This window comes from Pseudomonas sp. BP6 (assembly GCF_017875935.1).
Taxonomy (GTDB): domain Bacteria; phylum Pseudomonadota; class Gammaproteobacteria; order Pseudomonadales; family Pseudomonadaceae; genus Aquipseudomonas; species Aquipseudomonas putida_Y.
The window spans coordinates 4,308,216-4,332,789 of sequence record NZ_JAGINI010000001.1 but is presented as its reverse complement, the minus strand read 5'-3'; the positions used below and the strand labels follow the sequence as shown (position 1 = coordinate 4,332,789).

Sequence of the window (24,574 nt, the reverse complement as noted above, 5' to 3'; positions counted from 1 at the left end):
GTCTGGGGGTTCAGGAATAATTCATAATTAATGGTCGTTACTATGGACGTATTCATGGGGTTGCTGGCTGCGGTGTTCTGGGGGTGCACCGACTTCTTGGTCGGCGTGAACGCAAGAGCGGTTGGAGTAAAGCGGGCGGTATTTTTCGGTCAGTTGCTAGGGCTTTTATTGATGGCAATCATTATTGCCACTTCAGCCGATCAGTGGCAAAAATTTACTTCTGCGCCCTGGCTCACGATAGGGTTAGGAATCGTCGCCTCTCTATGCACCGTAGTAGGAGCGCTGGCGCTTTCAAAAGCTTTCGCTATTGGCAAGACAGCAATCGTGGCGCCCCTGGTCACTTCGTATGGTGTTTTTACAACGCTGTTGGCATGGCTGGGTGGTGACGCCCTCTCCGCTTGGGAGGTGGTCGGTATCCTTGTCTGCTTTTTCGGCGTGCTGTTGGCCTGCCGCAGCGATAATGGTGGTGGTTTCGATCGTAAGGTTACCAGTGTGATGTCTGTGTGGTTTGCTTTGTTGGCGGCCATGCTTTACGGCATCAGCTTCTGGATTCAGGGGAAGTTTACCTTGCCGGCGCTGGGGCCGGTGAACATGCTGGCGCTAGGGTATGCGGTGGGGGTCATGTTCTTGATCCGTGAAGCCGTCAGGTTCCTGCGGGACCATACGACAATAATGCTGAAGACCTATGGCTCACTGTGCGGGGCCAGTCTTTTCAACTTGGGAGGGTTTTCTGCGTTTTCTTGGGGGGCTCTAAATGGCTCGGTGTCCGTTGTCACCGTCATCAGCACGTTATCGGGTGGTATCGCCGCGATCCTGGGGTACTTCTTTTTTCGCGAGCGGCTATCAGTTATCCAGATCGGTGGTGTTAGCCTAGTGTTGTCAGGGGCTTTGCTTCTGCACCTGTATGGGTGACATTTTCTTCGGTATATAAATTGTAGATTTTTGGGGGAATGTGCCAATGGCGTATTTCTTCGCTGTGGGCCTGTAGATATGAGTCATCATATTAATGGACTGTCAAATCTATCCTCGTCCACAAATGGATTCAGCTCCACAATCAAAAAGCCTTGGCACTTCAGCTGCGCTCCTCCCGCCGCATCCTCAGATGCTCGGCGCTGGAACGCATGCTCAGTCCTCCATTATTAGCCCTGCTAAGTGAGCGGTGGTCAGGAAGCGTGACTGGGCAGCGCAGCAAACTGCTGTTTTTCGCATTGAGGGCTGCCCAGTTTTCTAACAGTTAAAGAAACTGCTCCGCATAGTGGCAGGCAACCTGCCGTGTGCTCACCTGCCTCAGCGCCGGCACCTCCTTGGCACACCGCTCGGTCGCATGCGGGCAGCGTTTGTGGAACGCACAACCATCCGGCGGGTTCAGCGGGTTGGGCAGCTCTCCGGCGATGCGAATCTTCGGCTTCAACGGGTCTGGATGAATCGCCGGTGTCGCCGACAGCAACGCCTGGGTATACGGGTGCAGCGGCTTCGCGTAGATGTCCTCCTTCGGCCCCATCTCCGCCGGCCGCCCCAGGTACATCACCAGTACCTGATCCGCCACATGCCGTACCACCGCCAGGTTGTGCGAGATGAACACGTAGGCGGTGTTGAACTCCTTCTGCAGATCCATGAACAAGTTCAGCACCTGCGCCTGAATCGACACGTCCAGCGCCGAGGTTGGCTCGTCCGCCACCAGCACTTTCGGCTGCAGCATCATCGCCCGTGCCAGGGCAATGCGCTGGCGCTGACCGCCGGAAAACATGTGCGGGTAGCGCTGATAGTGCTCGGGGCGCAGGCCGACCTGCTCCATCATCTTCTGCACCTTGTCGCGGCGCTCGGCCTTGCTCAGCGAGGTGTTGATCAGCAGCGGTTCGGCCAGTTGGTCGCCGATCTTCTGCCGTGGGTTGAGCGAGGCGTAGGGGCTCTGGAACACCATCTGCACATCGCGGCGCAGTTGTTTGCGCTCTGCCTTGCTGGCGCCCTTCACCTCGGTGCCGGCAATTTGCAGCGAGCCGGACGAAGGCTCTTCGATCAGGGTCAGGGCGCGGGCCAGGGTCGACTTGCCACAGCCGGACTCACCGACCACGGCCAGGGTCTTGCCGGCCTCCAGTTCGAACGACACGCCATTGAGCGCGCGTACCAGCGCGTGGCCCTTGAACAGCCCGCGGGACACTTCGTAATGCCGGGTCAGCTCCCGTGCGGTAAGTACGACGGCCATCACGCCACCTCCTGATTCAGCGGGTAGAAGCAACGCACCAGGCTGTAGGCCTGTGGGTCGAGGGGCGGGCGCTGGCGCCGGCAATTGTCCTGTACATAGGGGCAGCGTGGTGACAGCAGGCAGCCGACGGGGCGGTCGTAGCGGCCGGGGACGATGCCAGGCAGTGTGGCCAGGCGCTCGGCGCCAATGCTGTGCTCGGGAATCGCGGCGAGCAGGGCTTCGCTGTAAGGGTGGGCGGGCACATCGAACAGTTCTGGCACCTGGCCGACTTCCACGGCTTGGCCGGCGTACATCACGCACACTCGCCTGGCGGTTTCGGCAACCACGGCGAGGTCGTGGGTGATCAGGATGAGCGCCATGTTGCGCTCCTTCTGCAGGTTGACCAGCAGTTCCATGATCTGTGCCTGGATGGTCACGTCGAGGGCCGTGGTCGGTTCGTCGGCGATCAGCAGCTTGGGCTCGCCGGCAATGGCCATGGCAATCGCCACACGTTGGCTCATGCCGCCTGACAGCTGGTGCGGGTAAGCGTCCAGGCGGCTTTCGGCGGCCGGAATCTCAACCTTCTTCAAGAGCTCCAGAGCACGCTGGCGGGCAGCCTTGCCCTTAAGGCCCAAGTGCTGGCGCAGCACTTCCTCGATCTGGAAGCCCACGGTGTAGCTGGGGTTGAGCGCGGTCATCGGGTCCTGGAAGACCATGGCGATGTCCTTGCCCACCACCTTGCGCCGCTGGCGGCCGCTGAGCTTGAGCATATCGGTGCCGTCGAAGGTCAGTGAGTCGGCGGTGATGCGCCCGGGTGCGTCGATCAGGCCCATCAGGGCCATCATGGTCACCGACTTGCCCGAGCCGGACTCGCCGACGATGGCCAGGATCTCGCCAGCGTCCACTTTCAGGTCCAGGCCGTCTACCACCGGTACTGCATTGGCGTCGCCGAAGCGCACGTTCAGGTTGTTGATCTGCAACAGTGACATGGCGTTCTCCTCAGGCGGCGTTCTTGAGTTTCGGGTCCAGCGCATCGCGCAGGCCGTCGCCCATCAGGTTGATTGCCAGCACACTGAGCAGAATGGTCAGGCCAGGCAGGCTCACTACCCACCAGGCGCGCTCGATGTAGTCTCGGGCCGAAGCCAGCATGGTGCCCCACTCGGGGGTTGGCGGCTGTACGCCGAGGCCAAGGAAACCCAGTGCGGCGGCGTCGAGGATGGCCGAGGAGAAGCTGAGGGTGGCCTGCACGATCAGCGGGGCCATGCAGTTGGGCAGTACGGTGACGAACATCAGCCGTGGCAGGCCGGCACCGGCCAGGCGTGCGGCGGTGACGTAGTCGCGGTTGAGTTCACCCATCACGGCGGCGCGGGTCAGGCGCACATAAGAGGGCAGCGAGACGATGGCGATGGCGATCACGGTGTTGATCAGGCCAGGGCCGAGGATGGCGACGATGGCCACGGCCAGCAACAGCGACGGCAAGGCCAGCATCACGTCCATCAGGCGCATGATCGACGGGCCGAGCAACTGCGGGAAAAAGCCGGCCAGCAGCCCAAGGAGAATGCCCGGGATCAGTGACATCACCACTGACGACAGGCCGATCAGCAGCGACAGCCGTGCACCTTGAATCAGCCGCGAAAGCAGATCACGGCCCAGTTCGTCGGTGCCCAGGATGAACTGCCAGGTGCCGCCTTCCAGCCACACCGGCGGGGTCAGCAGGAAGTCGCGGTACTGCTCGCTCGGGTCATGTGGGGCGACCCAAGGCGCGAACAGTGCGCAGAACACTACCAGGCACATGAAGGCCAGGCCCATTACCGCGCCCTTGTTGCGCGCGAAGGCTTGCCAGAATTCTTTGTACGGGGAGGGGTAAAGCAGGCTCTGGTCCACCGGGCTGGCCGGCGACACGGATTTTGGAATCGGGCTAGTCATGGCAAGGGCCTCAGCGCTGATGACGGATGCGTGGGTTGGCCAGGCCGTAGAGGATGTCCACGACGAAGTTGACCAGAATCACCAGGCAGGCGATCAACAGGATGCCGTTCTGGACCACGGGGTAGTCACGGGCACCGATGGCTTCGATCAGCCATTTGCCGATGCCCGGCCAGGAAAAGATGGTTTCGGTCAGCACTGCACCGGCCAGCAGCGTGCCGACCTGCAGGCCGAACACGGTCAGCACCGGGATCAGCGCATTGCGCAGGCCGTGCACGAACACCACACGGACCGGCGACAGGCCTTTGGCGCGGGCGGTGCGGATGTAGTCCTCACGCAGCACTTCGAGCATCGACGAGCGGGTCATGCGGGCGATCACTGCCAACGGGATGGTACCGAGCACGATGGCCGGCAGGATCAGGTGCATCACTGCGTCCTTGAATGCGCCCTCTTCATCGCTGAGCAGGGTATCGATGAGCATGAAGCCGGTTTTCGGCTCGATGTCGTAGAGCAGGTTGATGCGCCCGGATACCGGGGTCCAGCCCAGGCTTACCGAGAAGAACATGATCAGGATCAGGCCCCACCAGAAAATCGGCATCGAGTAGCCGGCCAGTGATATGCCCATGACACCGTGGTCGAACAACGAACCGCGCTTGAGTGCAGCGATTACCCCGGCCAGCAGGCCGACGATGCCGGCGAACAGCAGGGCGGCGAAGGCCAGTTCAAGGGTGGCCGGGAACAGGGTGAGGAACTCGCGCCACACGCTCTCGCGGGTGCGCAGCGATTCGCCAAGGTCACCCTGGGCAAGTTTGCCGACGTAGTCCAGGTACTGGACCGGCAGTGGCTTGTTCAGGCCCAGGCGTTCCATGGCCTGGGCATGCATTTCGGGGTCGACCCTGCGCTCGCCCATCATCACTTCCACCGGGTCGCCGGGGATCAGGCGTATGAGCGCGAAGGTCAGCAAGGTGATGCCGAAAAAGGTCGGTATCAGCAGGCCAAGGCGCCGGGCAATAAAACTCAACATTGTCGGGGTTACCTCATCAGGCCGTGGGGCGATCAGCCCGCTACGGCAGTGCCGCCGGTCCCCGTGTGGGGTGCCGGCGGTCGTTGTTGTTCTACTTCACCTTGGTCGTGGCGAAGTTATTGTTGGTCAGAGGGCTGATCACGTAGCCCTCCACGTTGTCACGCATGGCCGTGAACACCTTGGGGTGGGCCATGCTGATCCAGGGTTGGTCGTCATCGTACACTTTCAATGCCTCGCTATAGAGCCTTGCGCGCTCGTCGTTGTCGATCACCTCGCGGGCACGGGTGATCAGCTCCTGGAATTTCGAGTTGCACCAGCGCGCGTAGTTCTCACCGTTCTTGGCCGCCTCGCAACTGAGCAGCGGGCCAAGGAAATTGTCCGGGTCGCCGTTGTCGCCTGCCCAGCCGGTTGACACCAGGTCGGCTTCGCCCTGCTTGGCGCGGCGTAGCATCTCGGCCCATTCCATTACGCGGATATCCAGCTTCAGGCCGATCTGCTTGAGGTCGGCTTGCAGCATTTCGGCGGACAGGCGCGGGTTGGGGTTGGTCATGCCGCCGCCGTTGCGGGTGAACAGGGTGATTACCGTGCCCTCGGGTACACCGGCCTGCCTGAGCAGGGCGCGGGCTTTGTCGAGGTCGCGCGGTGGGTTCTGGTTGTGGGTGTTGTAGCCGATCATGGTGGGTGGGTAAGGGTTTACACCCACCAGTGCGTTGCCTTTGCCAAACAGTTGGTCAACATGGGTCTGGCGGTCGAAGGCCATGTTGATGGCTTTACGTACGCGCACGTCGTTGAGGTATTTGTGCTGGGTATTCATGGCGATATAACCGGTGACCAACGCTTCGGTCTCTGCGACCTTGAGGTTGGCGTCGGCTTTTATCGACGGCACGTCCTCAGGTTTGGGGTACAACGCCACCTGGCACTCGTTGGCGCGCAGTTTCTGCAGGCGCACGTTGCTATCGGTAGCGATGGCGAATATCAGGGCGTCGGCTGGCGGCTTGCCGCGAAAGTAATCCGGGTTAGGTTTGAAGCGGACCTGCGCATCCTTGTTGTAGCGCTGGAAGATGAACGGGCCGGTGCCGATCGGCTTGCTGTTCAGCTCTGCGGTCTTGCCGGCCTTGAGCAACTGGTCGCCGTATTCGGCGGAGTAGATCGAGGTGAACCCCATCGCCATGTCCCGCAGGAACGGCGCTTCCGGGCGGGAGAGGGTGATCACCACCGTGTGGTCGTCGGTTTTGTCCACCGACTTGAGCAGCTGCCTGAAGGCCATGCTTTCGAAATACGGGTAGCCGACGCTGGTCTTGTCGTGCCATGGGTGGGCGGGGTCGAGCTGGCGGCGCAGGCTCCACAGCACATCGTCGGCGTTGAATTCACGGGTAGGGGTGAAGTACTCGGTACTGTGGAACTTCACCCCCTGGCGCAGGTGAAACGTGTAGGTCAGGCCGTCGGATGAAATGTCCCAGCGCTCGGCCAGGGCTGGCTGGATCTCGGTGGTGCCGGGCTTGAAGTCGACCAGGCGATTGAACAGGGTTTCGGACGAGGCATCGAAGGTGACCCCAGTGGTGTACTGAACAACGTCGAACCCTTCCGGGCTGGCTTCGGTACACACCACCAGCGGCTTGGCGGCCAGATGCGTGGCACTGCCCAGTATCAGCGCGGCCAGGGTAAGGCGCAGCGCTGGCATTTTTCTGAAAGCTGTCTGCATAGGTTGAAGTCTCCCTGCGGGCATTGATTCCAGCGTAGCTGCCACGGCCGGCAGCGAATCCGGCCGTGGCGCCAGCGCTCAAAGGATGTTGAACGGAATGGTGGTGACCACGCGGAACTCATCCAGGCTGCCATCGCCCTGTGCCTTGCTGGCGCGATGGGTGGTGTAGGTGGCACGGATGCTGGTGTCTTTCAGCGGCCCGCTCTGCAGCGCATAGCTGGTGCCGATACCCCACTCATAGTGGGTTTCGCCATCCAGGCCATTCACGTCGTAGGCAGTGCCACGGTAGTGGGTGCCGTCGATACCCCAGCCGCGGGCGTTGTACAGGTTGAACTTCAGGCCAGGCACGCCATAGGGCGCCATGTTCAGCACATAGGAAATCTGCAGCGATTTCTCGTTGGGGCCGTTGAAGTCCGACAGCAGCGAGTTGGCCAGGAAGATGCCGTTGGTTTCGTGCAGGTAGTCAAAGTACTCGTTGCCGTTGACCTGCTGCCAGGAGGCGCTGAGGGTGTGGGCCTGATGGGTCAGGCCCAGTGACAGGCTGTAGGTATCGTTGTCGATCTTGCCCATTTTCTGGCTGCCGGCGTCGACGGTCTTGTAGTAGTTCAGGCCGGTGCTCAGGCTGAGCACTGCGCTGTCGCCGAGCACATGGTTGGCGCCGAAGTAGTACTGGTTCCAGAAGTCGTCGACCTTGGTGGCGTACAGGCTGGTACTCAGGCTCTTGAACGGCTGGTAGTTGATACCGGCGGTGCTGGCACGGTCGGTTTCCACGCCGGTGGCGCTGTACTCGCTGCGGAACTTGCTGAGGCTCTGTTCGGTACGTGGCGAGACGCGGTCGAAGGTACCCAGGTCGATGCTGAGGTTGTCGAATTCAGCACTGTGCAGAAACGCGCCCTGGAAGCTCGAGGGCAGGGCGCGGTTGCCGATGTAGGCGATCATCGGCGTGTCTACCGACTGGCGGCCGAGGGTAAGGGTGGTGTTGGACACACGCGCCTTGATATTGCCCAGGCCCAGTTTGCTCCACTGGCCGATGGGGTCGCCATCGCTGTGGGTGAGGGTGCGGTTGTTGGGGCCGGCAATGGCTTCGCGGCTCTGCTGCAGGGCGATGGCGTTGTAGCCGGCGGCCTCGACGGCGAAGCCCACGGTGCCCTGGGTGAAGCCGGAGCTGTAGTTGAGGATGGTGCCCTGTACCCAGTTTTCACGGCTGTGGGTGTCGTGGCGGGTGCCGTCGTTCTTGTAGTACTTCCACAGCGGCGCGCGTGCGGCGCGTTCGCGGGCATACCAGTTGCGGGTGCTGCCGGACAGGCTTTGGCCGTCGATGAAGCCGCTGGCTTGCGCTTGCTCGCTGGTGCTTTTGAGGGTGAGCGGGAGGTAGTCCTGGCTCTGCGGATCTGCCTGGGCCACAGTGGAAAAGGCACTGATGGATAACGCCAGTGCGGTCAAGGTGAATACTTTCAAGGTTAAAGCTCCCTTTCTTTTCTAGTTATGGCCGGCCTTGTGGGCCGGGTGATTGCTGCTGTGTTGCCAGGGTTGCCGCGGGATCACCGGGCAGAATCGGGACGTTGTGTTGGCCGTACTGGCCTCTTCGCGGGCAAGCCCGCTCCCACTGGTAGGGCGCAGTGTCCGAACCTGTTGAGATCCTGTGGGAGCGGGCTTGCCCGCGAAGAGGCCGGTACTGGCTAACGCTTAATCAACACTCACACCGGAAAAATCATTGCGCCCAAACGGGCTGACCTTGAACTGGGAAACCTTGACGCTAAGCGGCTGGTTCACTGTGGAATGCGCCACCGGGGTAATCGGTACCTGCTGCTTGAGCCGCTGCTGGGCCTGCTGGTAGAGGGCGGTGCGCTGGGTACGGTCGGTCACCTGCTTGCCCTGCTTGACCAGGCTGTCGTACTGCGGGTCGCACCACTGCGAGTAGTTGTTGCTGCCGATGGCATCGCAGCTGTATAGGGTGCCCAGCCAGTTGTCCGGGTCGCCGTTGTCACCGGTCCAGCCGATCAGGGCGACGTCGTGCTCACCGTTTTTCATGCGTTTGAGGTATTCGCCCCATTCGTAGCTGACGATGCGCACCTTGAACCCGAGTTTGCTCCAGTCGGCTTGGAGCATTTCGGCCATCAGCTTGGCATTGGGGTTGTACGGGCGCTGCACCGGCATGGCCCACAGGGTGATCTCGGTGCCAGGTTTGACACCCGCCTGTTGCAGCAGCTGTCTGGCCTTTTCCGGCGCGTACGGGGCGTCCTTGATGCTGTCGTCATAGGACCACTGGGTCGGTGGCATGGCATTGACCGCCAGTTGACCGGCGTCCTGATAAACCGCCTGGATGATGGCTTTCTTGTTAACCGCCATGTCCATTGCCTGGCGCACTTCCAGGCGGTCGAATGGCGGGTGCTGGGTGTTGTAGGCGATGTAGCCGAGGTTGAAGCCTGGTTGCTGGAGCACCTGCAGCGTGCTGTCGGCCTTGAGCGCCGGCAGGTCGGCCGGGCGCGGGTGCAGGGTGACCTGGCATTCGTTGCGGCGCAGCTTCTGGATGCGCACCGAGGGGTCGGTATTGATCGAGAACACCAGGTTGTCGATCTTCACTTCGTTCGCTGCCCAATAGTCCTTGTTGCCCTTGTAGCGGATCTGCGAATCCTTCTGGTAGCGCTGGAACACGAACGGCCCGGTACCGATAGGCTGCTGATTGATGTCGCTGGGGCGTCCACTGGCCAGTAACTGCTCGGCGTATTCAGCGGAGAGGATGGAGGCGAAGCTCATGGCCAGGTTCTGGATGAACGCGGCATCGACCGTGTTCAGGGTGAACACCACGGTCATCGGGTCGATCTTCTCGATACGGGCGATGTTCTTGTCCAGGCCCATGCCGATGAAATAGGGGAACTCGGTAGGGTAGGCCTGACGGAACCGATGACCCTTGTCGAGCATGCGGTTGAAGGTGAACAGCACATCGTCGGCGTTGAACGTGCGGCTCGGGCTGAAGGCCTTGTTGCTGTGGAACTTGACCCCTTCACGCAGGTGGAAGGTGTAGCGCAGGCCGTCGTCGGACACCTCCCAGCGGGTCGCCAGGGCCGGGTGCACGGCGGTACCGCCACGTTCGAACTCGACCAGGCGGTTGTAGATGGGTTCGGCGGCGTCGTTGTCGGTGGCGCTGGTGTACTGGGCGGTGTCGAAGCCAGATGGGCTGCCCTCGGAGCAGAACACCAGATTGTTGGCCAAAAGGGCCGGGGATTGGCTGATCAGGCCCAGGGCCAGAAGGGTCGAGAGGCGTTTGACGTGGCGCATGGCAATTCCTTTTTCATCTGTTTGCGCCGCCTTGGGGTGCGAATGGCGGCAACAGTTAGCCGACCCCGCAGCGGATAGCCGCAGGACGACATGAAAGGGTGGCAAGGAGGGAGGGGCACCCGCCGCTCAGCGGGTGCCTCGGTCAGCCTATTTGTCCACGCTGACGCCGTAGAAGGAATTCAGCGCGAACGGGCTGATCTTGAAGTCCTTCACCTTGGCGCTCATGGGCTGGTAGACAGTGGAGTGGGCGATCGGGGTGATCGGTACCTGCTCCTTGAGGATATGCTGCGCCTTCTGGTACAGCTCGGTGCGCTTGGCCTGGTCGGACGTGGCCTTGGCCTGCTTGATCAGGTCGTCGTAGGGCTTGTAGCACCACTTGGAGAAGTTGTTGCCATCGACGGCATCGCAACCGTAGAGGGTACCCAGCCAGTTGTCCGGGTCACCATTGTCACCGCTCCAGCCAATCAGCATGGCACCCTGTTCGCCACCTTTGGAGCGCTTGATGTACTCGCCCCATTCATAACTGACGATCTTCGCCTTGATACCGATCTTGGCCCAGTCGGACTGGAGCATTTCGGCCATCAGTTTGGCATTGGGGTTGTACGGGCGTTGCACGGGCATGGCCCACAGGGTGATTTCGGTGCCTTCCTTGATGCCGGCTTCCTTGAGCAGTTGCTTGGCTTTCTCGGGGTCGAAGGCGGCGTCCTTGATGCTGTCGTCATAGGACCACTGCGTGGGCGGCATGGCGTTGACCGCCAACTGGCCGGCGCCCTGGTACACCGACTCGATGATCTTTTTCTTGTCCACGGCCATGTCCAGCGCCTGCCGGACTTTCAGCTGGGCCATGGGGTTGGCCTCGTTGCTGCCCTTGATCTTGTCCATCACGTTGTAGGCGATATAACCGAGGTTGAAACCGGCCTGCTGCGGCATTTGCAGGTTCTTGTCGGCTTTTAGCGGCTCGATGTCGGCCGGGCGTGGGAACAGGGTGACCTGGCACTCGTTCTTTTTAAGCTTCTGCATGCGCACCGAGGCGTCGGTGGTGATGGCAAAGATCAGGTTGTCGATCTTCACGTCCTCGGGCTTCCAGTAGTCCTTGTTGCCCTTGAAGCGGATCTGCGCGTCCTTCTGGTACTTGCTGAACACGAACGGGCCGGTGCCGATCGGCTTCTGGTTGATGTCGGCGGCCTTGCCGTTCTTGAGCAGCTGGTCGGCGTATTCGGCGGACTGGATCGAGGCAAAACTCATGGCCAGGTTCTGGATGAACGCGGCGTCAACCTCGTTGAGGGTGAACTTCACCGTGTGCTCGTCAAGTTTCTCCACCTTGGCAATGTTCTTGTCCATGCCCATGTCGGTGAAGTATGGAAACTCGGTGGGGTACGCCTTGCGGAACGGGTTGTCCTTGTCGAGCATGCGGTTGAAGGTGAACAGCACGTCGTCGGCGTTGAACGGGCGGCTGGGCTTGAAGTAGTCGGTGGTGTGGAACTTGACCCCTTCGCGCAGGTGGAAGGTATAGGTCTTGCCGTCGTCGGACACTTCCCATTGGGTCGCCAGGCCCGGGATGACCGCAGTGCCGCCGCGCTCGAACTGGGTCAGGCGGTTGAACACGGTCTCTGCCGAGGCGTCGAAGTCGGTCCCGGTGGTGTACTGCCCCGGATCGAAGCCGGCCGGGCTGCCTTCGGAGCAGAACACCAGGTTGGATGCGGCAACGGCCGACGGTGCGCCGCTGAGCAAGCCTGCACCCAGCAGGAACGGAATGACTGCGTGTTTGAGCATGGTGGCCTCATTGTTGTCATTTTTTGGATGAGGTGGCCTCGTGAGCCGACCTGCGGATACTTATGCAGGGGCTGTTCCCAATGCAACAGGTAGGAGGATAGTTGGCGCCAGAAAAGTGGAACGTCCGTACATGGATGTCGCATCGATATAACTTTTGGCGAAGTTAAACGTTTGCGTAGGCAGAATGATGGCGTTTTGCGCGATGTTTCGGACGGGCAGGAATGTAGGAAGGCACCTATGTGGTGCGTAGGAAACTTCCGAAAATCGTGAAATTGATGCGGTCACCTGTAGGAGCGGGTTTACCCGCGAACACGGGCGAAGCCCGTGCCATCCACCGCAGTGTCTTGTTCGCGAGCCCGCTCGCTCCCACAGATGATGCGTGGACGCCTTATGGCATCTGCACTTCGATCAGGCCATCGGCATTCATGCTCACTTCACTGGTGCCCGCCTCGATATCTGGCGCCGGTGCTGCTTCATCAGCCCCCATGGCCTTCATCGCCATCGGCGCGCTACGCAAGTACGGACGCGGGTAGCCGCTGCTGTTGAGGTTCAGGCTGACCACTTTGTAGCCTTTGCCGCCCAGCGCTTCGGTGGCCAGTTGCGCGCGTGCCTTGAAGGCATCGACCGCATCCTTGAGCAGTGCATCCTCGCTGGCCTTGCGCGTGGCCGGGGCGATGGAGAAGTCCATGCCGCCCATTTTCAGCTCTTGCAACAGATCGGCGGTAAGCTGGGACAAGGCCGGGAAGTTGGCGCTTTCCAGGCGCAGCTCGGCGCGTTCGCGCCAGCCGGTGATCTTCTGGCCCTTGCTGTCGTACACCGGGTAGCTGTTGCGGCTGCCCTGGCTGATCTTCACGTCCTTGACCTGGCGCGACTGCTGCACGGCCTTGTTCATGGTTTCGGTGATCTGCTTGGCGAGCTTGCCCGGGTCGCTGTTCTGCGCTTCGCTGTACAGGGTCACGACCATCAGGTCGCGCGCCACTTCCTTGCTGACTTCGGCCCGCAGCGACACCTGGTTGAAACGTGGTTCATCGGCGGCCAGTGCCGGCAGGCTGGCGAGCAGGCCGCAAGACATGATCAGGGCGGCGCCGCGACGTGGGATTTGCATGTGATACTCCTTGGCATTGAAAGGCGTGGGGGCTGGACTTCCATTCCACGCATGGCCCATCGGACCGGCAACAGTGTAGTGGGTTCAAAAGTGCCATCATGAACCTGTGACAAAGTGTGGCGCTTTGCCGCATCGCTGCAGCGAGGCGCCCGGCTTCGGTATACTCCAGCCGATTTTTCTGGAGCACTCATCAGGAGAGCTCATGCTCGCCGCCGTACAACCGTTGTCCGCTACCCGCCAGAACCTCTGGCGCCTCACCCTTATTCGGGTCCTGGTCCTGGCTGCCCAGGCCGGCTCGGTGGGCGTTGCCTACTGGACCGAACTGCTGCCGTTGCCCTGGCTGTCGCTGGCCGGAACCTTGGCCCTGTCTTCGCTGCTGTGTGCCTTCACGGCCCTGCGCCTGCGCCTGTCGCTGCCCGTCACCGAAATGGAATACGCCCTGCAGCTGGCCTGTGACCTGCTGATCCATAGCGCCTTGCTGTATTACTCCGGCGGCTCGACCAACCCGTTCGTGTCGTATTACCTGGTGCCGCTGGCGATCGCTGCGGTGACCTTGCCGTGGCTGTATTCGCTGATCCTGTCGGGTATTGCGCTGACGGCCTACAGCCTGCTGCTGGTGCAGTTCTACCCGCTCGAAGGGCTGCCAATGGCGCGGGACAAGATGCAGGTCTACGGCATGTGGCTGAGCATTGCCTTGGCTGCCGCAGTGATCACCTTCTTTGCTGCGCGCATGGCCGAAGAGCTGCGCCGCCAGGAGCAACTGCGTTCAGAACGGCGTGAAGAAAGCCTGCGCGACGAGCAACTGCTGGCTGTGGCTACCCAGGCCGCCGGTGCCGCCCATGAGCTGGGCACACCGCTGGCGACCATGAGTGTGCTGATCAACGAAATGCGCCAGGACCACACCGATCCGCTGTTGCAGGAGGACCTGCAGATCCTCCAGGACCAGGTAAAGCTGTGCAAAGAGACCTTGCAACAGTTGGTACGCGCAGCCGAAGCCAACCGACGCCTGGCCATCGTGGAGCAGGATGTGACTGCGTGGCTGGACGAGGCGCTCAACCGCTGGCACCTGATGCGCCCGGAAGCCAGCTACCGCTTCCAGCGCCTGCGCGACGGCAAAGTGCCGCGCCTGGCACCGCCGCCAGACCTGACCCAGGCGCTACTGAACCTGTTGAACAATGCCGCCGATGCCTGCCCCGATGATCTGGAGGTGCGCCTGGACTGGGACGCCCAAGACATTGTCATCAGTATCCACGACCATGGCCCTGGTGTACCGCCGGCCATTGCCGAAGCCATTGGCAAACCTTTTATTACCACCAAGGGCAAAGGCTTCGGCCTGGGCCTGTTCTTGAGCAAGGCCAGCGTGACCCGTGCGGGCGGCTCGGTGAAACTCTATAGTCATGAACAGGGTGGCACCCTGACCGAACTGCGCCTGCCCTATGGCAAGCGAGGAGATGAATGATGAGCGAAGAAAACCAGGTCGAAAGCGAAGAGCTGCCGCACCTGCTGCTGGTGGATGATGATGCCACCTTCACCCGGGTCATGGCCCGGGCCATGAGCCGTCGCGGTTTCCGTGTGAGCACTGCCAGTTCTGCCGAAGAAGGCTTGATCCTGGCCCAGCAGGACCTGCCGGACTACGCCACGCTGGACCTGAAGATGGATGGCGACTCCGGCCTGGTGCTGCTGCCCAAGTTGCTGGAACTGGACCCGGAAATGCGCGTGGTGATCCTGACCGGTTACTCGAGCATTGCCACCGCAGTAGAGGCAGTCAAGCGCGGTGCCTGCAACTACCTGTGCAAGCCGGCTGACGCCGATGACGTGTTGGCAGCGCTGCTGTCGGAGCACACCGACCTGGATACCCTGGTGCCGGAAAACCCGATGTCGGTCGATCGCCTGCAGTGGGAGCACATCCAGCGCGTGCTGAACGAGCATGAAGGCAACATCTCGGCGACCGCACGGGCGCTGGGCATGCACCGGCGGACGCTGCAGCGCAAGTTGCAGAAGCGGCCGGTTCGGCGCTGATGCTCTATTGATGATGTTGGCCTGTTCGCGGGGGCATCCGCTCCTGCAACTGTGAGAGCGGGCTTGCCCGCGAAGGGCTGCAAGGCAGCCCCAATCAGGGCGAGCACGATGAAGGTACTGTTGGTCCTCCTTGCGATGATTGCAGGTAGCGTCAAGGCTGAGGACTGGCCTGACCCGCAGTGGCAGAACGACCCTGCCTCCCTTGACTGGCGGGCCGTCGACGCTTACGCCTTTCCCGCACGCTCTCCCTCAGAGCGCAACGGCATCCGCACCGACGCTCTGCTGGTCATCCGCGACGGTCGTATCCTCCACGAGCGCTACACAGCGCCCACCCGTGCCGACACCGCGCACCTGACCTGGTCGGTAAGCAAGAGCGTACTGGCCACGATAATGGGCGTGGCCCAGGGCGAAGGCCGCTTCCAGCTGCAAGACCCGGTCAGCCGCTTCTATCCACCTATGCGCGCCCACCCCGGCGTGCGCGTGGCCGACCTGCTGCACTGGGCCAGTGGCCTCGACTGGCAGGAAGACTATGAATATGCACCGCTGAAATCCTCTGTGGTGGCCATGCTGTATACCCGTGGCCGCGCAGACATGGCTGCCTATACGGCAGCGCGGGGTATCGCTGCCAGCCCCGGTCAGCGATTCCTCTACTCCAGCGGCGACAGTAACCTGCTCGCCGCAGCGCTGCGCGGCATGCTCGATGCCGGGCAGTACCCCGACTACCCCTGGCACGCTCTGTTCACCCCGTTGGGTATCGGCAGTGCGGTGTGGGAGCGTGACCGGGCAGGCACCTACGTAGGCTCTTCCTATCTGTACCTCAGTGCCCGCGATTTGGCCCGTATCGGCCTGCTGATGCAGCGCGACGGGCGCTGGCAGGGCCGACAATTGCTGCCTAAAGCCTGGGTAGCCTTCAACCGCACCCCGTTTGCCCAGGCCCAGCCGCTGCCTGGCGAGGCCAACCCTGGTGGCCACTGGTGGCTCAACCAACCGCTGGCTGGCGCCGAACGGCCTTGGCCCAGTGCACCGGCAGACACCTTCGCCGCCCTTGGCCACTGGGGGCAGGCGTTATATGTGCTGCCTGAGCAAAAGCTGGTGATCGTGCGCTATGCCGATGACCGCGACAGCAGCTATCGACACGACGAACTGCTCAAACGGGTGCTGGCGGCACTGGCCGGGGAGGGGGCATGAAGCGGTTATGGCTGCTGGTACTGGCAGGGCTCCTGTACTGGGCCTGGCAGGAACGCCAGGCGCTGGCGGACTTCCCCGGCATCCTCCCGGCCTACTCGGCCAAGGAATACTGTTCCTGCCGCTTTGTCATGGGCTTCGACGAGGCGTACTGCCTGGGGTATGTGAAACAATGGCTGCCACTGAGCCTGCTGGAGGAAAACAGCCAGCAGCGGCAAGTCACCGCTGAAGGCCTGGGGCGGCGTAGCCAGGCGGCCTGGCAAGGCGCCCGTGAGGGCTGCCGCTTGCTGCCATGAATGCAGGCGGGTAAGGTTGGCGGCCTGGTTTCACGAGATCTGTCATGTTCAAGTTGCCCCGCCTGCTGCCTGCCTTATTACTTGCTTTGTGCCTACCCGCTCATGCCAATTGGCACCTGGATGGCGAATCTTCACGGCTGTCCTTCATCACCGGCAAGAATGGCAATACCGCCGAAGTGCATCGCTTTCTGGTGCTGCATGGTACGGTCGACCGCAAGGGTGTGGCCGGTTTGAGGATCGAGATGGACTCGGTGAGCAGCGGTATTCCACTGCGTGACGAGCAAATGCGCGACAACCTGTTCGAGGTCGCGCGCTTCGCCGAGGCCACAGTGAAGACGCAGATCGACCTGCAGCCGATCAATGACCTGGCCGATGGTGCACAGATCGAGTTGCGCCTGCCGCTGACGGTCACCCTGCATGGCCAGTCGCACCGCTACAATGTTTTGTTGCTGGCCACCCGCCTGGATGCGCGGCGCTTCCAGGTGGTGACCCTAGAGCCTCTGGTGCTGCGCGCCGAAGATTTTGGCTTGATGCCGGGCCTGGAAAGCCTGCGCAAGTTTGCCAGGTTGAAGTCCATCAACCCGTCGGTGCCGGTTAGCGCGGTGCTGATCTTCACTGCTCGCTGACATGGCGGGGCCGGTCTTCCCCTGGCGGGATGGCAACCAGTTCGAACTGCTTATCGACGGCCCCGCGTTCTTTCCGCGCATGCTCCTGGCGATCATGCGTGCCGACTTCCAGGTTGACCTGGAACTGTACCTGGTCGAGGCCGGCGCCTGTGCCGAGGCGGTGGTCGACGCGCTGGAGCAGGCCGCCCGGCGTGGCGTGCGGGTGCGCTGCCTGTTCGATGACTACGGTGCATTGGCCTTCAACAGTGCGTTGCGTCAGCGCCTGCTGGACGCTGGCGTGTACTTGCGCTGGTATAACCGCCTGCGCTGGAAGCGTGGCCTGCGTAACCTGTACCGTGATCATCGCAAATTGCTACTGGTGGACGAACGTTGGGCCGTGGTGGGGGGGACGGGCGTTACCGACGAGTTCTGGAAGCCGGGTGAGGCGACCAGCGAATGGCACGAAGTGATGGTGCAGATGCAGGGGCCGGTGGTGAGCGACTGGCAGTTGCTGTTCGACCGTCAGTGGCACGCCAACACTCGCCGCACCGCCTGGCGCCCTGCTGAAGGCTTTGGCCTGCCGCGTCTGCCCAGGGTGCCTGCGCAGGGACAGGGCATGGGCCGGGTCGCTTATGCCGACGCCCGCCAGCACCAGGACATCCTGCACGCGCTGGTACGGGCACTGAACAGCGGCAAGAAACGGGTATGGCTGGCCACGCCGTACTTCTTGCCGACCTGGAGCGTGCGCCGCTCGTTGCGTCGGGCCGCCAGCAAGGGCCTGGACGTGCGGCTGTTGTTGACCGGTCCGCGCACCGATCACCCCTCGGTACGCTACGCCGGGCATCGTTACTACCCGCGGCTGTTACGCGCGGGCGTACGGATTTTCGAGTACCAGCCGTGCTTCCTGCACCTGAAGATGGCTGTGGTGGACGACTGGGTCAGCGTCGGTTCGTGCAACTTCGACCACTGGAACTTGCGCTTCAACCTTGAAGCCAACATCGAGGCGCTGGACCCGCCGTTGACAGCGGCGGTGGTGGCCAGCTTCGAGCGCGACTTCGCCCTGAGCGAAGAAGTCGATCTCGCTCACTGGCATGCGCGCCCTTTGTGGCGCAGGGTCAAGCAACGGATCTGGGGCTGGCTGGATCGTTTGGTGGTCAACTTCCTCGACCGCCGTGACTGACAGCGGCTATCGTGCAGTGACTATTCACGGTTAACCGAAGGAGTGGGCAAGATGACGGCGAAGAAAATTCTCATGCTGGTGGGCGACTACGTCGAGGATTACGAAGCGATGGTGCCGTTCCAGGCCCTGAGCATGGTAGGCCACACGGTGCATGCGGTGTGCCCGGAAAAGCTGGCGGGGCAGACTGTGCGTACCGCGATTCATGACTTCGAGGGTGAACAGACCTACAGCGAAAAGCCCGGGCACAATTTTGCCCTGAACTATGACTTCGTGCGGGTGCGGCCCGAGAGTTATGACGCGCTGCTGATTCCGGGTGGTCGCGCGCCGGAATACCTGCGCCTGGATGAAAAGGTGTTGGAGCTGGTGCGGGCGTTCGACCAGGCCGGCAAGCCGATTGCGGCGGTATGCCATGGTGCCCAGTTGCTGGCGGCAGCTGGGGTGCTGGATGGGCGTGAATGCAGCGCTTACCCGGCATGTGCGCCAGAAGTGCGCCTGGCGGGTGGCACGTTCATCGACATCGCGGTGGACCAGGCGCATGTGGATGGCAACCTGGTGACCGCCCCGGCATGGCCAGCGCACCCGGCCTGGCTGGCGGCGTTCCTTCAAGTGCTGGGCACGCGTATTGTCTGACAGGCTTGATTGAGTTGGCAGCGGGTTGCTTCAGGCAACCTGCTCAACCCAATCATTGAGGTTGTAGTAGTTGGTCACCCGGGCAATCTTGCCACAGTGAATATAGAAGAACGCCCCCGCCGGCAGCACATAGGTCTGCCCGTTTGCCGCCGGCAAGCCTTCGTCATCGACCAGGTATTGGCCATGTACGGTGAACTCCGCCGCCGCGCGGCTGCCATCGGCGTTCTGCATCACCACGATGTCGGCCAGGCGCTCGCGGTAGCAGCGGTTCATCTTTTCCATGAACGCGGCAAACCTGGCTTTGCCCATCTGACGTTCGCCCTGGTTGATGTCGTGGATCACGTCTTCGCTGAGCAGCGCCAGAAAGCCTGGCATGTCACCCGCGTTGAAGGCGGCGTAGTAAGCATTTACCAGTTCGGTTGCGGTCATGGAACAATTCCTGTCGTGTAGGGAAAAGGCGGGTCGCTAACTCGGATGATAGGGTTTCCCCTCAAGCCCGGCTTAGCCGAGCGCGTCATCCACATCGACAAAACGACCGCCAAACATGGAAATACGCCTGTTGCACGGTGCCGCTATCGCGCCTTACATCGATGACCTCGCTCGCCTGCGCCTTACTGTGTTCCGCGAGTTCCCCTACCTTTACGACGGCACCCCGGAGTACGAGGCCGACTACCTGGCCAACTATGCCCGCTCCGGGCGCAGCCTGGTTGTGCTGGCGCTGGACGACGGCAAAGTGGTCGGCGCCTCTACCGGCCTGCCGCTGGTGGACGTCGCGCCCGAATTCCAGCAGCCGTTCCTGGCCCAGGGGCGCGACCCGGCCAGTGTGTACTACTTCGGTGAGTCGCTGGTGTTGCCGGCATACCGCGGTCAGGGCCTGGGGGTTCGCTTCTTCATCGAGCGCGAGTCCTACGCACACAAACTGGCCGAGTTCGATTATTGCGCGTTCTGCGCGGTCGAACGGCCTGGTGCACACCCGCGACGGCCAGCAGAGTACAAACCCCTGCACGGCTTCTGGCGCAACCGCGGCTTCCTGCACGACCCGTCGCTGCGCACCACCTACGCCTGGCGCGACCTGGACGAGCAGGAAAGCTCCGACAAACTGATGTCGTTCTGGCTCAAGGCACTGCCGATATGATCCGCCTGGCGGCCTGCCAGTACGCCATCGAGCTGCATGAAACATGGGATGCGTACGCCGACCACCTGCAAGGCCTGTGCGCCGAAGCGGTGGAGGCGGGGGCACGCTTGCTGCTGTTGCCGGAGTACGCCGGGCTGGTGCTGAGCGGCCAGCTGAGTGCCGGGCAGCGGGAAGACCTGAAGGCTTCGATTGCCGGCATCCAGCCGCTGATCGAACCCTGGAAAGCGTTGTGCGAGAGCCTTGCCCGGCGCTGGGGGATCTACCTGCAACCGGGCAGTGTGCCGGTGCTGGACAGCGATGGGCGCTACCGCAACCGTGCCTGGCTGTTCGGCCCCCAAGGTGTGCTGGGTTATCAGGACAAACTGATGATGACCCGCTTCGAGCGCGAGCAGTGGGACATTGCTGCAGGCCAGGGGCTGCAGGTGTTCGAAACCGAACTGGGGCGCTTGGGCATTCTGATCTGCTACGACAACGAGTTCCCGATGCTGGCCCGCCGCTTGGCCGAGTGTGGTGCCGACCTGATCCTGGCGCCGAGTTGTACCGATACCGAGGCCGGTTACCATCGGGTGCGTATTGGCGCCCAGGCGCGCGCCCTGGAGAACCAGATTGCCGTGTTGCAGAGCCCTACGGTGGGGGTGGCGCCGTGGTCACCGGCATTGGACGAGAATATCGGCCGGGCAGGCCTGTTCGTGCCGCCGGATCACGGGATGCCGGGCGATGGGGTGCTGGCGTTGAGTGAGCAGTTGAGCCCGGACTGCAGCCAGTGGCTGGTGTGCGAGGTGGATCTGGAGGAAGTGCGGCGGGTGAGACAGGAAGGGCAGGTGTTTACCTGGCGGGACTGGCCGGAGCAGTTCGAGAGAGTCCTGTGACGACAGTGGCGGCCTCTTCGCGGGCAAGTCCGCTCCTACAGGTCAACGCGTAGCCTTCTGGCTTGTGCTGTACGTGTGGGAGCAGGCCTGCCCGCGAAGCAGCCACCGCAGTTACATCAGGTTACTTCACTTCGACGGCCAGGCTTTCGGCAATCTTGCTCTGCCACAGGGCAGGGCCAGTGATGTGTACCGACTCGCCGTTGCTGTCCACGGCGACGGTCACCGGCATGTCCTTGACTTCGAACTCGTAGATCGCTTCCATGCCCAGCTCGGCGAAGGCCAGTACCTTCGATTTGCGGATGGCCTGGGCTACCAGGTAGGCAGCGCCGCCAACGGCCATCAGGTACACGGCCTTGTTGTCCTTGATCGCCTCGATGGCGGTCGGGCCACGCTCGGACTTGCCGATCATGCCCAGCAGGCCAGTCTGCTCGAGGATCTGGCGGGTGAACTTGTCCATGCGGGTAGCAGTGGTCGGGCCGGCTGGGCCTACCACTTCGTCACCCACCGGGTCGACCGGGCCGACGTAGTAGATGAAGCGGCCTTTCAGGTCTACCGGCAGCTCTTCGCCACGGTTGAGCATTTCAACCATGCGCTTGTGCGCGGCATCGCGGCCGGTCAGCATCTTGCCGTTGAGCAGGATGGTTTCGCCCGGCTTCCAGCTGGCCACTTCTTCTGGGGTGATGTCGTCGAGGTTGACGCGACGGGCGCTCGGGCCGGCTTCCCAGACGATTTCCGGGTAGGCGTCCAGCGACGGCGCTTCCAGTTCTGCCGGGCCGGTGCCATCGAGCACGAAGTGGGCGTGGCGGGTAGCGGCGCAGTTGGGGATCATGCACACCGGCAAGGACGCGGCGTGGGTCGGGTAGTCCATGATCTTGACGTCGAGCACGGTGGTCAGGCCACCCAGGCCCTGGGCGCCGATGCCCAGCTGGTTGACCTTGTCGAACAGCTCCAGGCGGATTTCTTCCAGGCGGTTCTGTGGGCCACGGGCTTTCAGTTCGTGAATGTCGATGGACTCCATCAACACTTCCTTGGCCATGACCGCGGCCTTCTCGGCGGTACCGCCGATGCCGATGCCGAGCATGCCGGGCGGGCACCAGCCAGCACCCATGGTCGGCACGGTCTTCAGTACCCAGTCGACGATCGAGTCGGACGGGTTGAGCATGGCCATCTTCGACTTGTTTTCCGAGCCACCGCCCTTGGCTGCGACATCCACTTCGACCTTGTCGCCAGGGACGATGGAGTAGTGGATCACTGCCGGAGTGTTGTCCTTGGTGTTCTTGCGGGCACCGGCCGGGTCGGCCAGGATCGAAGCGCGCAGGACGTTCTCAGGCAGGTTGTAGGCGCGACGCACACCTTCGTTGATCATGTCGTCGACGCTCATGGTGGCGCCATCCCAGCGCACGTCCATGCCCACGCGGATGAACACGGTGACGATACCGGTGTCCTGGCAGATTGGACGATGGCCGGTGGCGCACATGCGCGAGTTGATCAGGATCTGGGCGATGGAATCGCGTGCAGCAGGCGACTCTTCACGCAGATAGGCCTCGTGCATGGCCTGGATGAAATCGACGGGGTGGTAGTACGAGATGAATTGCAGGGCGTCGGCGACGCTCTGAATCAGGTCGTCTTGCTTGATCACGGTCATGCAGCGCGCTCCTCTTAAAGACGGGAACATTCAAAAAGACGCTCGACATAGCCGACCAGCACGTCGAAGCGCCTTGCAAGGCGCCGGCAGGTCAGGCCGACGGAAAAAGGCGCGGCAGTATAGCGCGCATCCGTGCCCGGCACACCTGCGGCCGGTCTGGACCATGGTCGGCAGCGCGCAGGCATCTATTTTGCTGGTGTGCTCTGCTTGGCTTACAGTGAGCCTTGGACAGCAGGAGATGTACCGAACATGCCCGAAATTTGCGTGGGCGAGCGCCGCTGGCTGGTGCCCATTGGCAGCAACCTGCTCGATGCCCTCAACGAGGCGGGACTGAATGTGCCTTACAGTTGCCGCGCGGGCAGTTGCCACGCCTGCCTGGTGCGCTGCCTGGACGGGCAACCGGCAGACGCTTTGCCCGAGGCTTTGGCATTGGAGAGACACGCCCAGGGCTGGCGTCTGGCTTGCCAGTGCCGGGTGGTCGAGGACCTGCGTGTGGCGCTATACGACCCCCAGCAGGGTGGCGTACCGGCGCATGTCTGCGCTTTGGAATGGTTTGGCGATGTCTTGCGCCTGCGGTTGCGGCCCGATCGGGTGGTGCGTTACCAGGCGGGGCAGCACGTGGTGCTGTGGCTAGGCGCGGTTGCTCGGCCTTATTCCTTGGCCAGCCTGCCAGGCGAGGATGATTTTCTCGAGTTTCATATCGATTGCCAGCGGCCTGGTGCCTTTTGCGACAAGGCGCGTGGTCTGCGGGTCGGCGATGAGATGCGTTTGGGGGAGTTCAGAGGCGGAGCCCTTCATTACGACCCTGATTGGCAGGAGCGGCCGCTGTGGTTGCTGGCTGCGGGAACCGGGCTGGCGCCGCTCTGGGGTATCTTGCGCGAAGCGTTGCGCCGGGGACATCGGGGCGAAATCCGGGTGGTGCATGTGGCGCGCGATCAGGCTGGGCACTACCTGGCGGAGCCGCTGCTGAAGCTCCCAGGGGTGAGTGTCGAGCTGGTGCTGGCGGAGCAGCTGGATGAAGCGTTGGCCAGGATGCGGTTATTGTCGCGGCAGACGGTGGCGCTGCTGTGTGGGGCGCCGGGGAGTGTCGAACGGTTTGCCCGGCGCATGTTCATGGCAGGGGTACCGCGGGGACAGGTGTTTGCTGATGTGTTCGTCGAGCATGCCTGAGGGTAGCACTTGAAGTGCGAAGGGCCGCAAAGCGGCCCCTCTTTCATGCGGCGCTGTGCTCGGCGACGGGCACCTCGGCCTGCGCCCGCCGATAGAGAACCAGGTAATACGACCCCAGTCCGATCAACCAGCAGAACACTGCTGTCCACACATTGTGCGACAGGAAGTGCGCCCCCTGCATCATCCTGCCCACCGACAGTATCGACCCTGCTGTCAAGGCCACTACAAAGGCCACCCGCGCCAGGCGCGGCTTGCGATCACGCAGCATGAAGAACAAGGCGAACAGGCAGAACCCGGTCGCTGCATGCCCGCCCGGCCAGCACAGCCCAGGCTTGTCGGTAGGCGGCCGTGGTTCCAGCAGCTTGCTGTAGGTTTCGGTGCCGCCAAACTGGGTCAGGCTCCAAGGGCACTGCACCTGGGTGACTTTTTTCAGCGGCGTGACAAACGCTGTGGACAAGCCCAGCGCCAGCGCCAGGCAGCCCAGTTCACGGCGCCAGCCAAACAGGCGCTTCCAGAACAAGCTCGCGGCAAAGGTCAGCAGCGATATCACCCCCAACAGAATCACCACTTGCTTGACCCGGTCATGCAGGATGTTTTCCAACAGGTAACTGTGGCGGCCAATGAACTGCCCGGCAGCGGGGTCGAAGAACAGGTTGGCGACATCCATGTCGACTGAAGTCAGTTCCAGCAGGATCAGGGCCAGCGCAGTCGCCAGGGGAATCCCCAGGTACAGCCAGACGTTGATCGGGCGAGGGCGGGTGCGTTGCTGCATGACGGCTCCAGGGCGCGAAAAAGAGCGGGTATTTTCGGCCGCCCGCTATCCTGTGTCCGTGAAGGATCAGTGAAAAAACT

23 protein-coding genes are annotated in these 24,574 nt (G+C 62.3%); 11 read left to right on the top strand and 12 right to left on the bottom strand.

The window, feature by feature from the left end:
- Nucleotides 1-42: 42 nt before the first annotated feature.
- Nucleotides 43-912 carry a DMT family transporter gene (locus J3A98_RS19675; protein ID WP_209967895.1) on the top strand — a complete coding sequence of 290 codons (870 nt, stop codon included), beginning with the start codon at nt 43-45 and terminating at the stop codon, nt 910-912.
- Between the two features lie 322 nt (nt 913-1,234).
- On the opposite strand, the gene J3A98_RS19670 is transcribed toward J3A98_RS19675, so the two are convergent.
- From J3A98_RS19670 to J3A98_RS19630, 9 genes are all read right to left on the bottom strand, one after another.
- Nucleotides 1,235-2,203 carry a peptide ABC transporter ATP-binding protein gene (locus J3A98_RS19670; protein WP_028697406.1) on the bottom strand — a complete coding sequence of 323 codons (969 nt, stop codon included), beginning with the start codon at nt 2,201-2,203 and terminating at the stop codon, nt 1,235-1,237.
- Nucleotides 2,203-3,171: an ABC transporter ATP-binding protein gene (locus tag J3A98_RS19665; protein WP_209967892.1), complete on the bottom strand. Its 969-nt coding sequence runs from the start codon at nt 3,169-3,171 to the stop codon at nt 2,203-2,205. The genes J3A98_RS19670 and J3A98_RS19665 overlap by 1 nt, the downstream gene beginning before the upstream one ends.
- A gap of 10 nt (nt 3,172-3,181) precedes the next feature.
- The gene (locus J3A98_RS19660) at nt 3,182-4,108 is read right to left on the bottom strand and encodes an ABC transporter permease subunit (RefSeq protein ID WP_009685150.1); all 927 of its coding nucleotides are present in this window, start codon (nt 4,106-4,108) and stop codon (nt 3,182-3,184) included.
- Nucleotides 4,109-4,118: 10 nt separating this feature from the next.
- Nucleotides 4,119-5,129 (bottom strand): ABC transporter permease subunit, encoded by a 1,011-nt coding sequence (locus J3A98_RS19655; protein WP_209967890.1) that lies wholly within the window; start codon nt 5,127-5,129, stop codon nt 4,119-4,121.
- Nucleotides 5,130-5,220: 91 nt separating this feature from the next.
- A complete protein-coding gene (locus J3A98_RS19650; protein WP_209967887.1) occupies nt 5,221-6,831 on the bottom strand; it encodes an ABC transporter substrate-binding protein in 1,611 nt (536 codons plus the stop codon).
- Between the two features lie 78 nt (nt 6,832-6,909).
- Nucleotides 6,910-8,289, bottom strand: a complete 1,380-nt coding sequence (locus tag J3A98_RS19645; RefSeq protein ID WP_021781802.1) for an OprD family porin — start codon at nt 8,287-8,289, stop codon at nt 6,910-6,912.
- 228 nt (nt 8,290-8,517) lie between these two features.
- A complete protein-coding gene (locus J3A98_RS19640; protein WP_209967885.1) occupies nt 8,518-10,110 on the bottom strand; it encodes an ABC transporter substrate-binding protein in 1,593 nt (530 codons plus the stop codon).
- A gap of 147 nt (nt 10,111-10,257) precedes the next feature.
- Entirely contained in the window at nt 10,258-11,883 is a 1,626-nt protein-coding gene (locus J3A98_RS19635; protein ID WP_209967883.1) for an ABC transporter substrate-binding protein, read from the bottom strand.
- A 388-nt stretch (nt 11,884-12,271) separates the two neighbouring features.
- Nucleotides 12,272-12,988 carry an SIMPL domain-containing protein gene (locus J3A98_RS19630; protein ID WP_021781805.1) on the bottom strand — a complete coding sequence of 239 codons (717 nt, stop codon included), beginning with the start codon at nt 12,986-12,988 and terminating at the stop codon, nt 12,272-12,274.
- Between the two features lie 202 nt (nt 12,989-13,190).
- On the opposite strand from J3A98_RS19630, the gene J3A98_RS19625 reads away from it, so the two are divergent.
- The 7 genes from J3A98_RS19625 to J3A98_RS19595 all read left to right on the top strand — a co-directional run bounded on the left by J3A98_RS19625 (nt 13,191) and on the right by J3A98_RS19595 (nt 18,903).
- Nucleotides 13,191-14,447 (top strand): ATP-binding protein, encoded by a 1,257-nt coding sequence (locus J3A98_RS19625; protein WP_176683790.1) that lies wholly within the window; start codon nt 13,191-13,193, stop codon nt 14,445-14,447.
- Nucleotides 14,447-15,007, top strand: a complete 561-nt coding sequence (locus J3A98_RS19620; RefSeq protein WP_003255244.1) for a response regulator — start codon at nt 14,447-14,449, stop codon at nt 15,005-15,007. Before J3A98_RS19625 ends, J3A98_RS19620 begins: the two co-directional genes overlap by 1 nt.
- A 108-nt stretch (nt 15,008-15,115) precedes the next feature.
- Nucleotides 15,116-16,195 (top strand): serine hydrolase, encoded by a 1,080-nt coding sequence (locus J3A98_RS19615; RefSeq protein ID WP_176683789.1) that lies wholly within the window; start codon nt 15,116-15,118, stop codon nt 16,193-16,195.
- Nucleotides 16,192-16,488 (top strand): amidase, encoded by a 297-nt coding sequence (locus tag J3A98_RS19610; RefSeq protein WP_176683788.1) that lies wholly within the window; start codon nt 16,192-16,194, stop codon nt 16,486-16,488. Before J3A98_RS19615 ends, J3A98_RS19610 begins: the two co-directional genes overlap by 4 nt.
- 44 nt (nt 16,489-16,532) lie before the next feature.
- Complete coding sequence (locus J3A98_RS19605; RefSeq protein ID WP_176683787.1) at nt 16,533-17,114, top strand: YceI family protein; 582 nt, start codon at nt 16,533-16,535, stop codon at nt 17,112-17,114.
- A gap of 1 nt (nt 17,115) precedes the next feature.
- Complete coding sequence (locus J3A98_RS19600; RefSeq protein ID WP_176683786.1) at nt 17,116-18,273, top strand: phosphatidylserine/phosphatidylglycerophosphate/cardiolipin synthase family protein; 1,158 nt, start codon at nt 17,116-17,118, stop codon at nt 18,271-18,273.
- Between the two features lie 51 nt (nt 18,274-18,324).
- Complete coding sequence (locus J3A98_RS19595) at nt 18,325-18,903, top strand: DJ-1/PfpI family protein (RefSeq protein ID WP_021781811.1); 579 nt, start codon at nt 18,325-18,327, stop codon at nt 18,901-18,903.
- 30 nt (nt 18,904-18,933) lie between these two features.
- On the opposite strand, the gene J3A98_RS19590 is transcribed toward J3A98_RS19595, so the two are convergent.
- Nucleotides 18,934-19,332 (bottom strand): nuclear transport factor 2 family protein, encoded by a 399-nt coding sequence (locus J3A98_RS19590; RefSeq protein WP_176683785.1) that lies wholly within the window; start codon nt 19,330-19,332, stop codon nt 18,934-18,936.
- A gap of 115 nt (nt 19,333-19,447) precedes the next feature.
- Here J3A98_RS19590 and J3A98_RS19585 point away from each other — a divergent pair, with 115 nt between their 5' ends.
- Both J3A98_RS19585 and J3A98_RS19580 read left to right on the top strand, forming a co-directional pair.
- Nucleotides 19,448-20,038, top strand: coding sequence for a GNAT family N-acetyltransferase (locus J3A98_RS19585; protein WP_003255235.1), 591 nt, complete (start codon nt 19,448-19,450; stop codon nt 20,036-20,038).
- Nucleotides 20,035-20,907: a carbon-nitrogen hydrolase family protein gene (locus J3A98_RS19580; RefSeq protein WP_209967882.1), complete on the top strand. Its 873-nt coding sequence runs from the start codon at nt 20,035-20,037 to the stop codon at nt 20,905-20,907. The genes J3A98_RS19585 and J3A98_RS19580 overlap by 4 nt, the downstream gene beginning before the upstream one ends.
- A 121-nt stretch (nt 20,908-21,028) precedes the next feature.
- On the opposite strand, the gene J3A98_RS19575 is transcribed toward J3A98_RS19580, so the two are convergent.
- Entirely contained in the window at nt 21,029-22,552 is a 1,524-nt protein-coding gene (locus tag J3A98_RS19575; protein WP_003255232.1) for a fumarate hydratase, read from the bottom strand.
- A 249-nt stretch (nt 22,553-22,801) separates the two neighbouring features.
- Between J3A98_RS19575 and J3A98_RS19570 the strand changes: the two genes are divergently transcribed.
- The gene (locus tag J3A98_RS19570) at nt 22,802-23,722 is read left to right on the top strand and encodes an iron-sulfur-binding ferredoxin reductase (RefSeq protein ID WP_209967880.1); all 921 of its coding nucleotides are present in this window, start codon (nt 22,802-22,804) and stop codon (nt 23,720-23,722) included.
- A 43-nt stretch (nt 23,723-23,765) separates the two neighbouring features.
- Here the strand turns inward: J3A98_RS19570 and J3A98_RS19565 are convergent, their stop codons facing one another.
- Nucleotides 23,766-24,494, bottom strand: a complete 729-nt coding sequence (locus J3A98_RS19565) for a phosphatase PAP2 family protein (protein ID WP_209967878.1) — start codon at nt 24,492-24,494, stop codon at nt 23,766-23,768.
- Nucleotides 24,495-24,574 lie beyond the last annotated feature (80 nt).

Coding starts and splice junctions, on each gene's coding strand:
- J3A98_RS19675 (WP_209967895.1), top strand. CDS start 43: ATGGACGTATTCATGGGGTTGCTGGCTGCGGTGTTCTGGGGGTGCACC.
- J3A98_RS19670 (WP_028697406.1), bottom strand. CDS start 2,203: ATGGCCGTCGTACTTACCGCACGGGAGCTGACCCGGCATTACGAAGTG.
- J3A98_RS19665 (WP_209967892.1), bottom strand. CDS start 3,171: ATGTCACTGTTGCAGATCAACAACCTGAACGTGCGCTTCGGCGACGCC.
- J3A98_RS19660 (WP_009685150.1), bottom strand. CDS start 4,108: ATGACTAGCCCGATTCCAAAATCCGTGTCGCCGGCCAGCCCGGTGGAC.
- J3A98_RS19655 (WP_209967890.1), bottom strand. CDS start 5,129: ATGTTGAGTTTTATTGCCCGGCGCCTTGGCCTGCTGATACCGACCTTT.
- J3A98_RS19650 (WP_209967887.1), bottom strand. CDS start 6,831: ATGCAGACAGCTTTCAGAAAAATGCCAGCGCTGCGCCTTACCCTGGCC.
- J3A98_RS19640 (WP_209967885.1), bottom strand. CDS start 10,110: ATGCGCCACGTCAAACGCCTCTCGACCCTTCTGGCCCTGGGCCTGATC.
- J3A98_RS19635 (WP_209967883.1), bottom strand. CDS start 11,883: ATGCTCAAACACGCAGTCATTCCGTTCCTGCTGGGTGCAGGCTTGCTC.
- J3A98_RS19630 (WP_021781805.1), bottom strand. CDS start 12,988: ATGCAAATCCCACGTCGCGGCGCCGCCCTGATCATGTCTTGCGGCCTG.
- J3A98_RS19625 (WP_176683790.1), top strand. CDS start 13,191: ATGCTCGCCGCCGTACAACCGTTGTCCGCTACCCGCCAGAACCTCTGG.
- J3A98_RS19620 (WP_003255244.1), top strand. CDS start 14,447: ATGAGCGAAGAAAACCAGGTCGAAAGCGAAGAGCTGCCGCACCTGCTG.
- J3A98_RS19615 (WP_176683789.1), top strand. CDS start 15,116: ATGAAGGTACTGTTGGTCCTCCTTGCGATGATTGCAGGTAGCGTCAAG.
- J3A98_RS19610 (WP_176683788.1), top strand. CDS start 16,192: ATGAAGCGGTTATGGCTGCTGGTACTGGCAGGGCTCCTGTACTGGGCC.
- J3A98_RS19605 (WP_176683787.1), top strand. CDS start 16,533: ATGTTCAAGTTGCCCCGCCTGCTGCCTGCCTTATTACTTGCTTTGTGC.
- J3A98_RS19600 (WP_176683786.1), top strand. CDS start 17,116: ATGGCGGGGCCGGTCTTCCCCTGGCGGGATGGCAACCAGTTCGAACTG.
- J3A98_RS19595 (WP_021781811.1), top strand. CDS start 18,325: ATGACGGCGAAGAAAATTCTCATGCTGGTGGGCGACTACGTCGAGGAT.
- J3A98_RS19590 (WP_176683785.1), bottom strand. CDS start 19,332: ATGACCGCAACCGAACTGGTAAATGCTTACTACGCCGCCTTCAACGCG.
- J3A98_RS19585 (WP_003255235.1), top strand. CDS start 19,448: ATGGAAATACGCCTGTTGCACGGTGCCGCTATCGCGCCTTACATCGAT.
- J3A98_RS19580 (WP_209967882.1), top strand. CDS start 20,035: ATGATCCGCCTGGCGGCCTGCCAGTACGCCATCGAGCTGCATGAAACA.
- J3A98_RS19575 (WP_003255232.1), bottom strand. CDS start 22,552: ATGACCGTGATCAAGCAAGACGACCTGATTCAGAGCGTCGCCGACGCC.
- J3A98_RS19570 (WP_209967880.1), top strand. CDS start 22,802: ATGCCCGAAATTTGCGTGGGCGAGCGCCGCTGGCTGGTGCCCATTGGC.
- J3A98_RS19565 (WP_209967878.1), bottom strand. CDS start 24,494: ATGCAGCAACGCACCCGCCCTCGCCCGATCAACGTCTGGCTGTACCTG.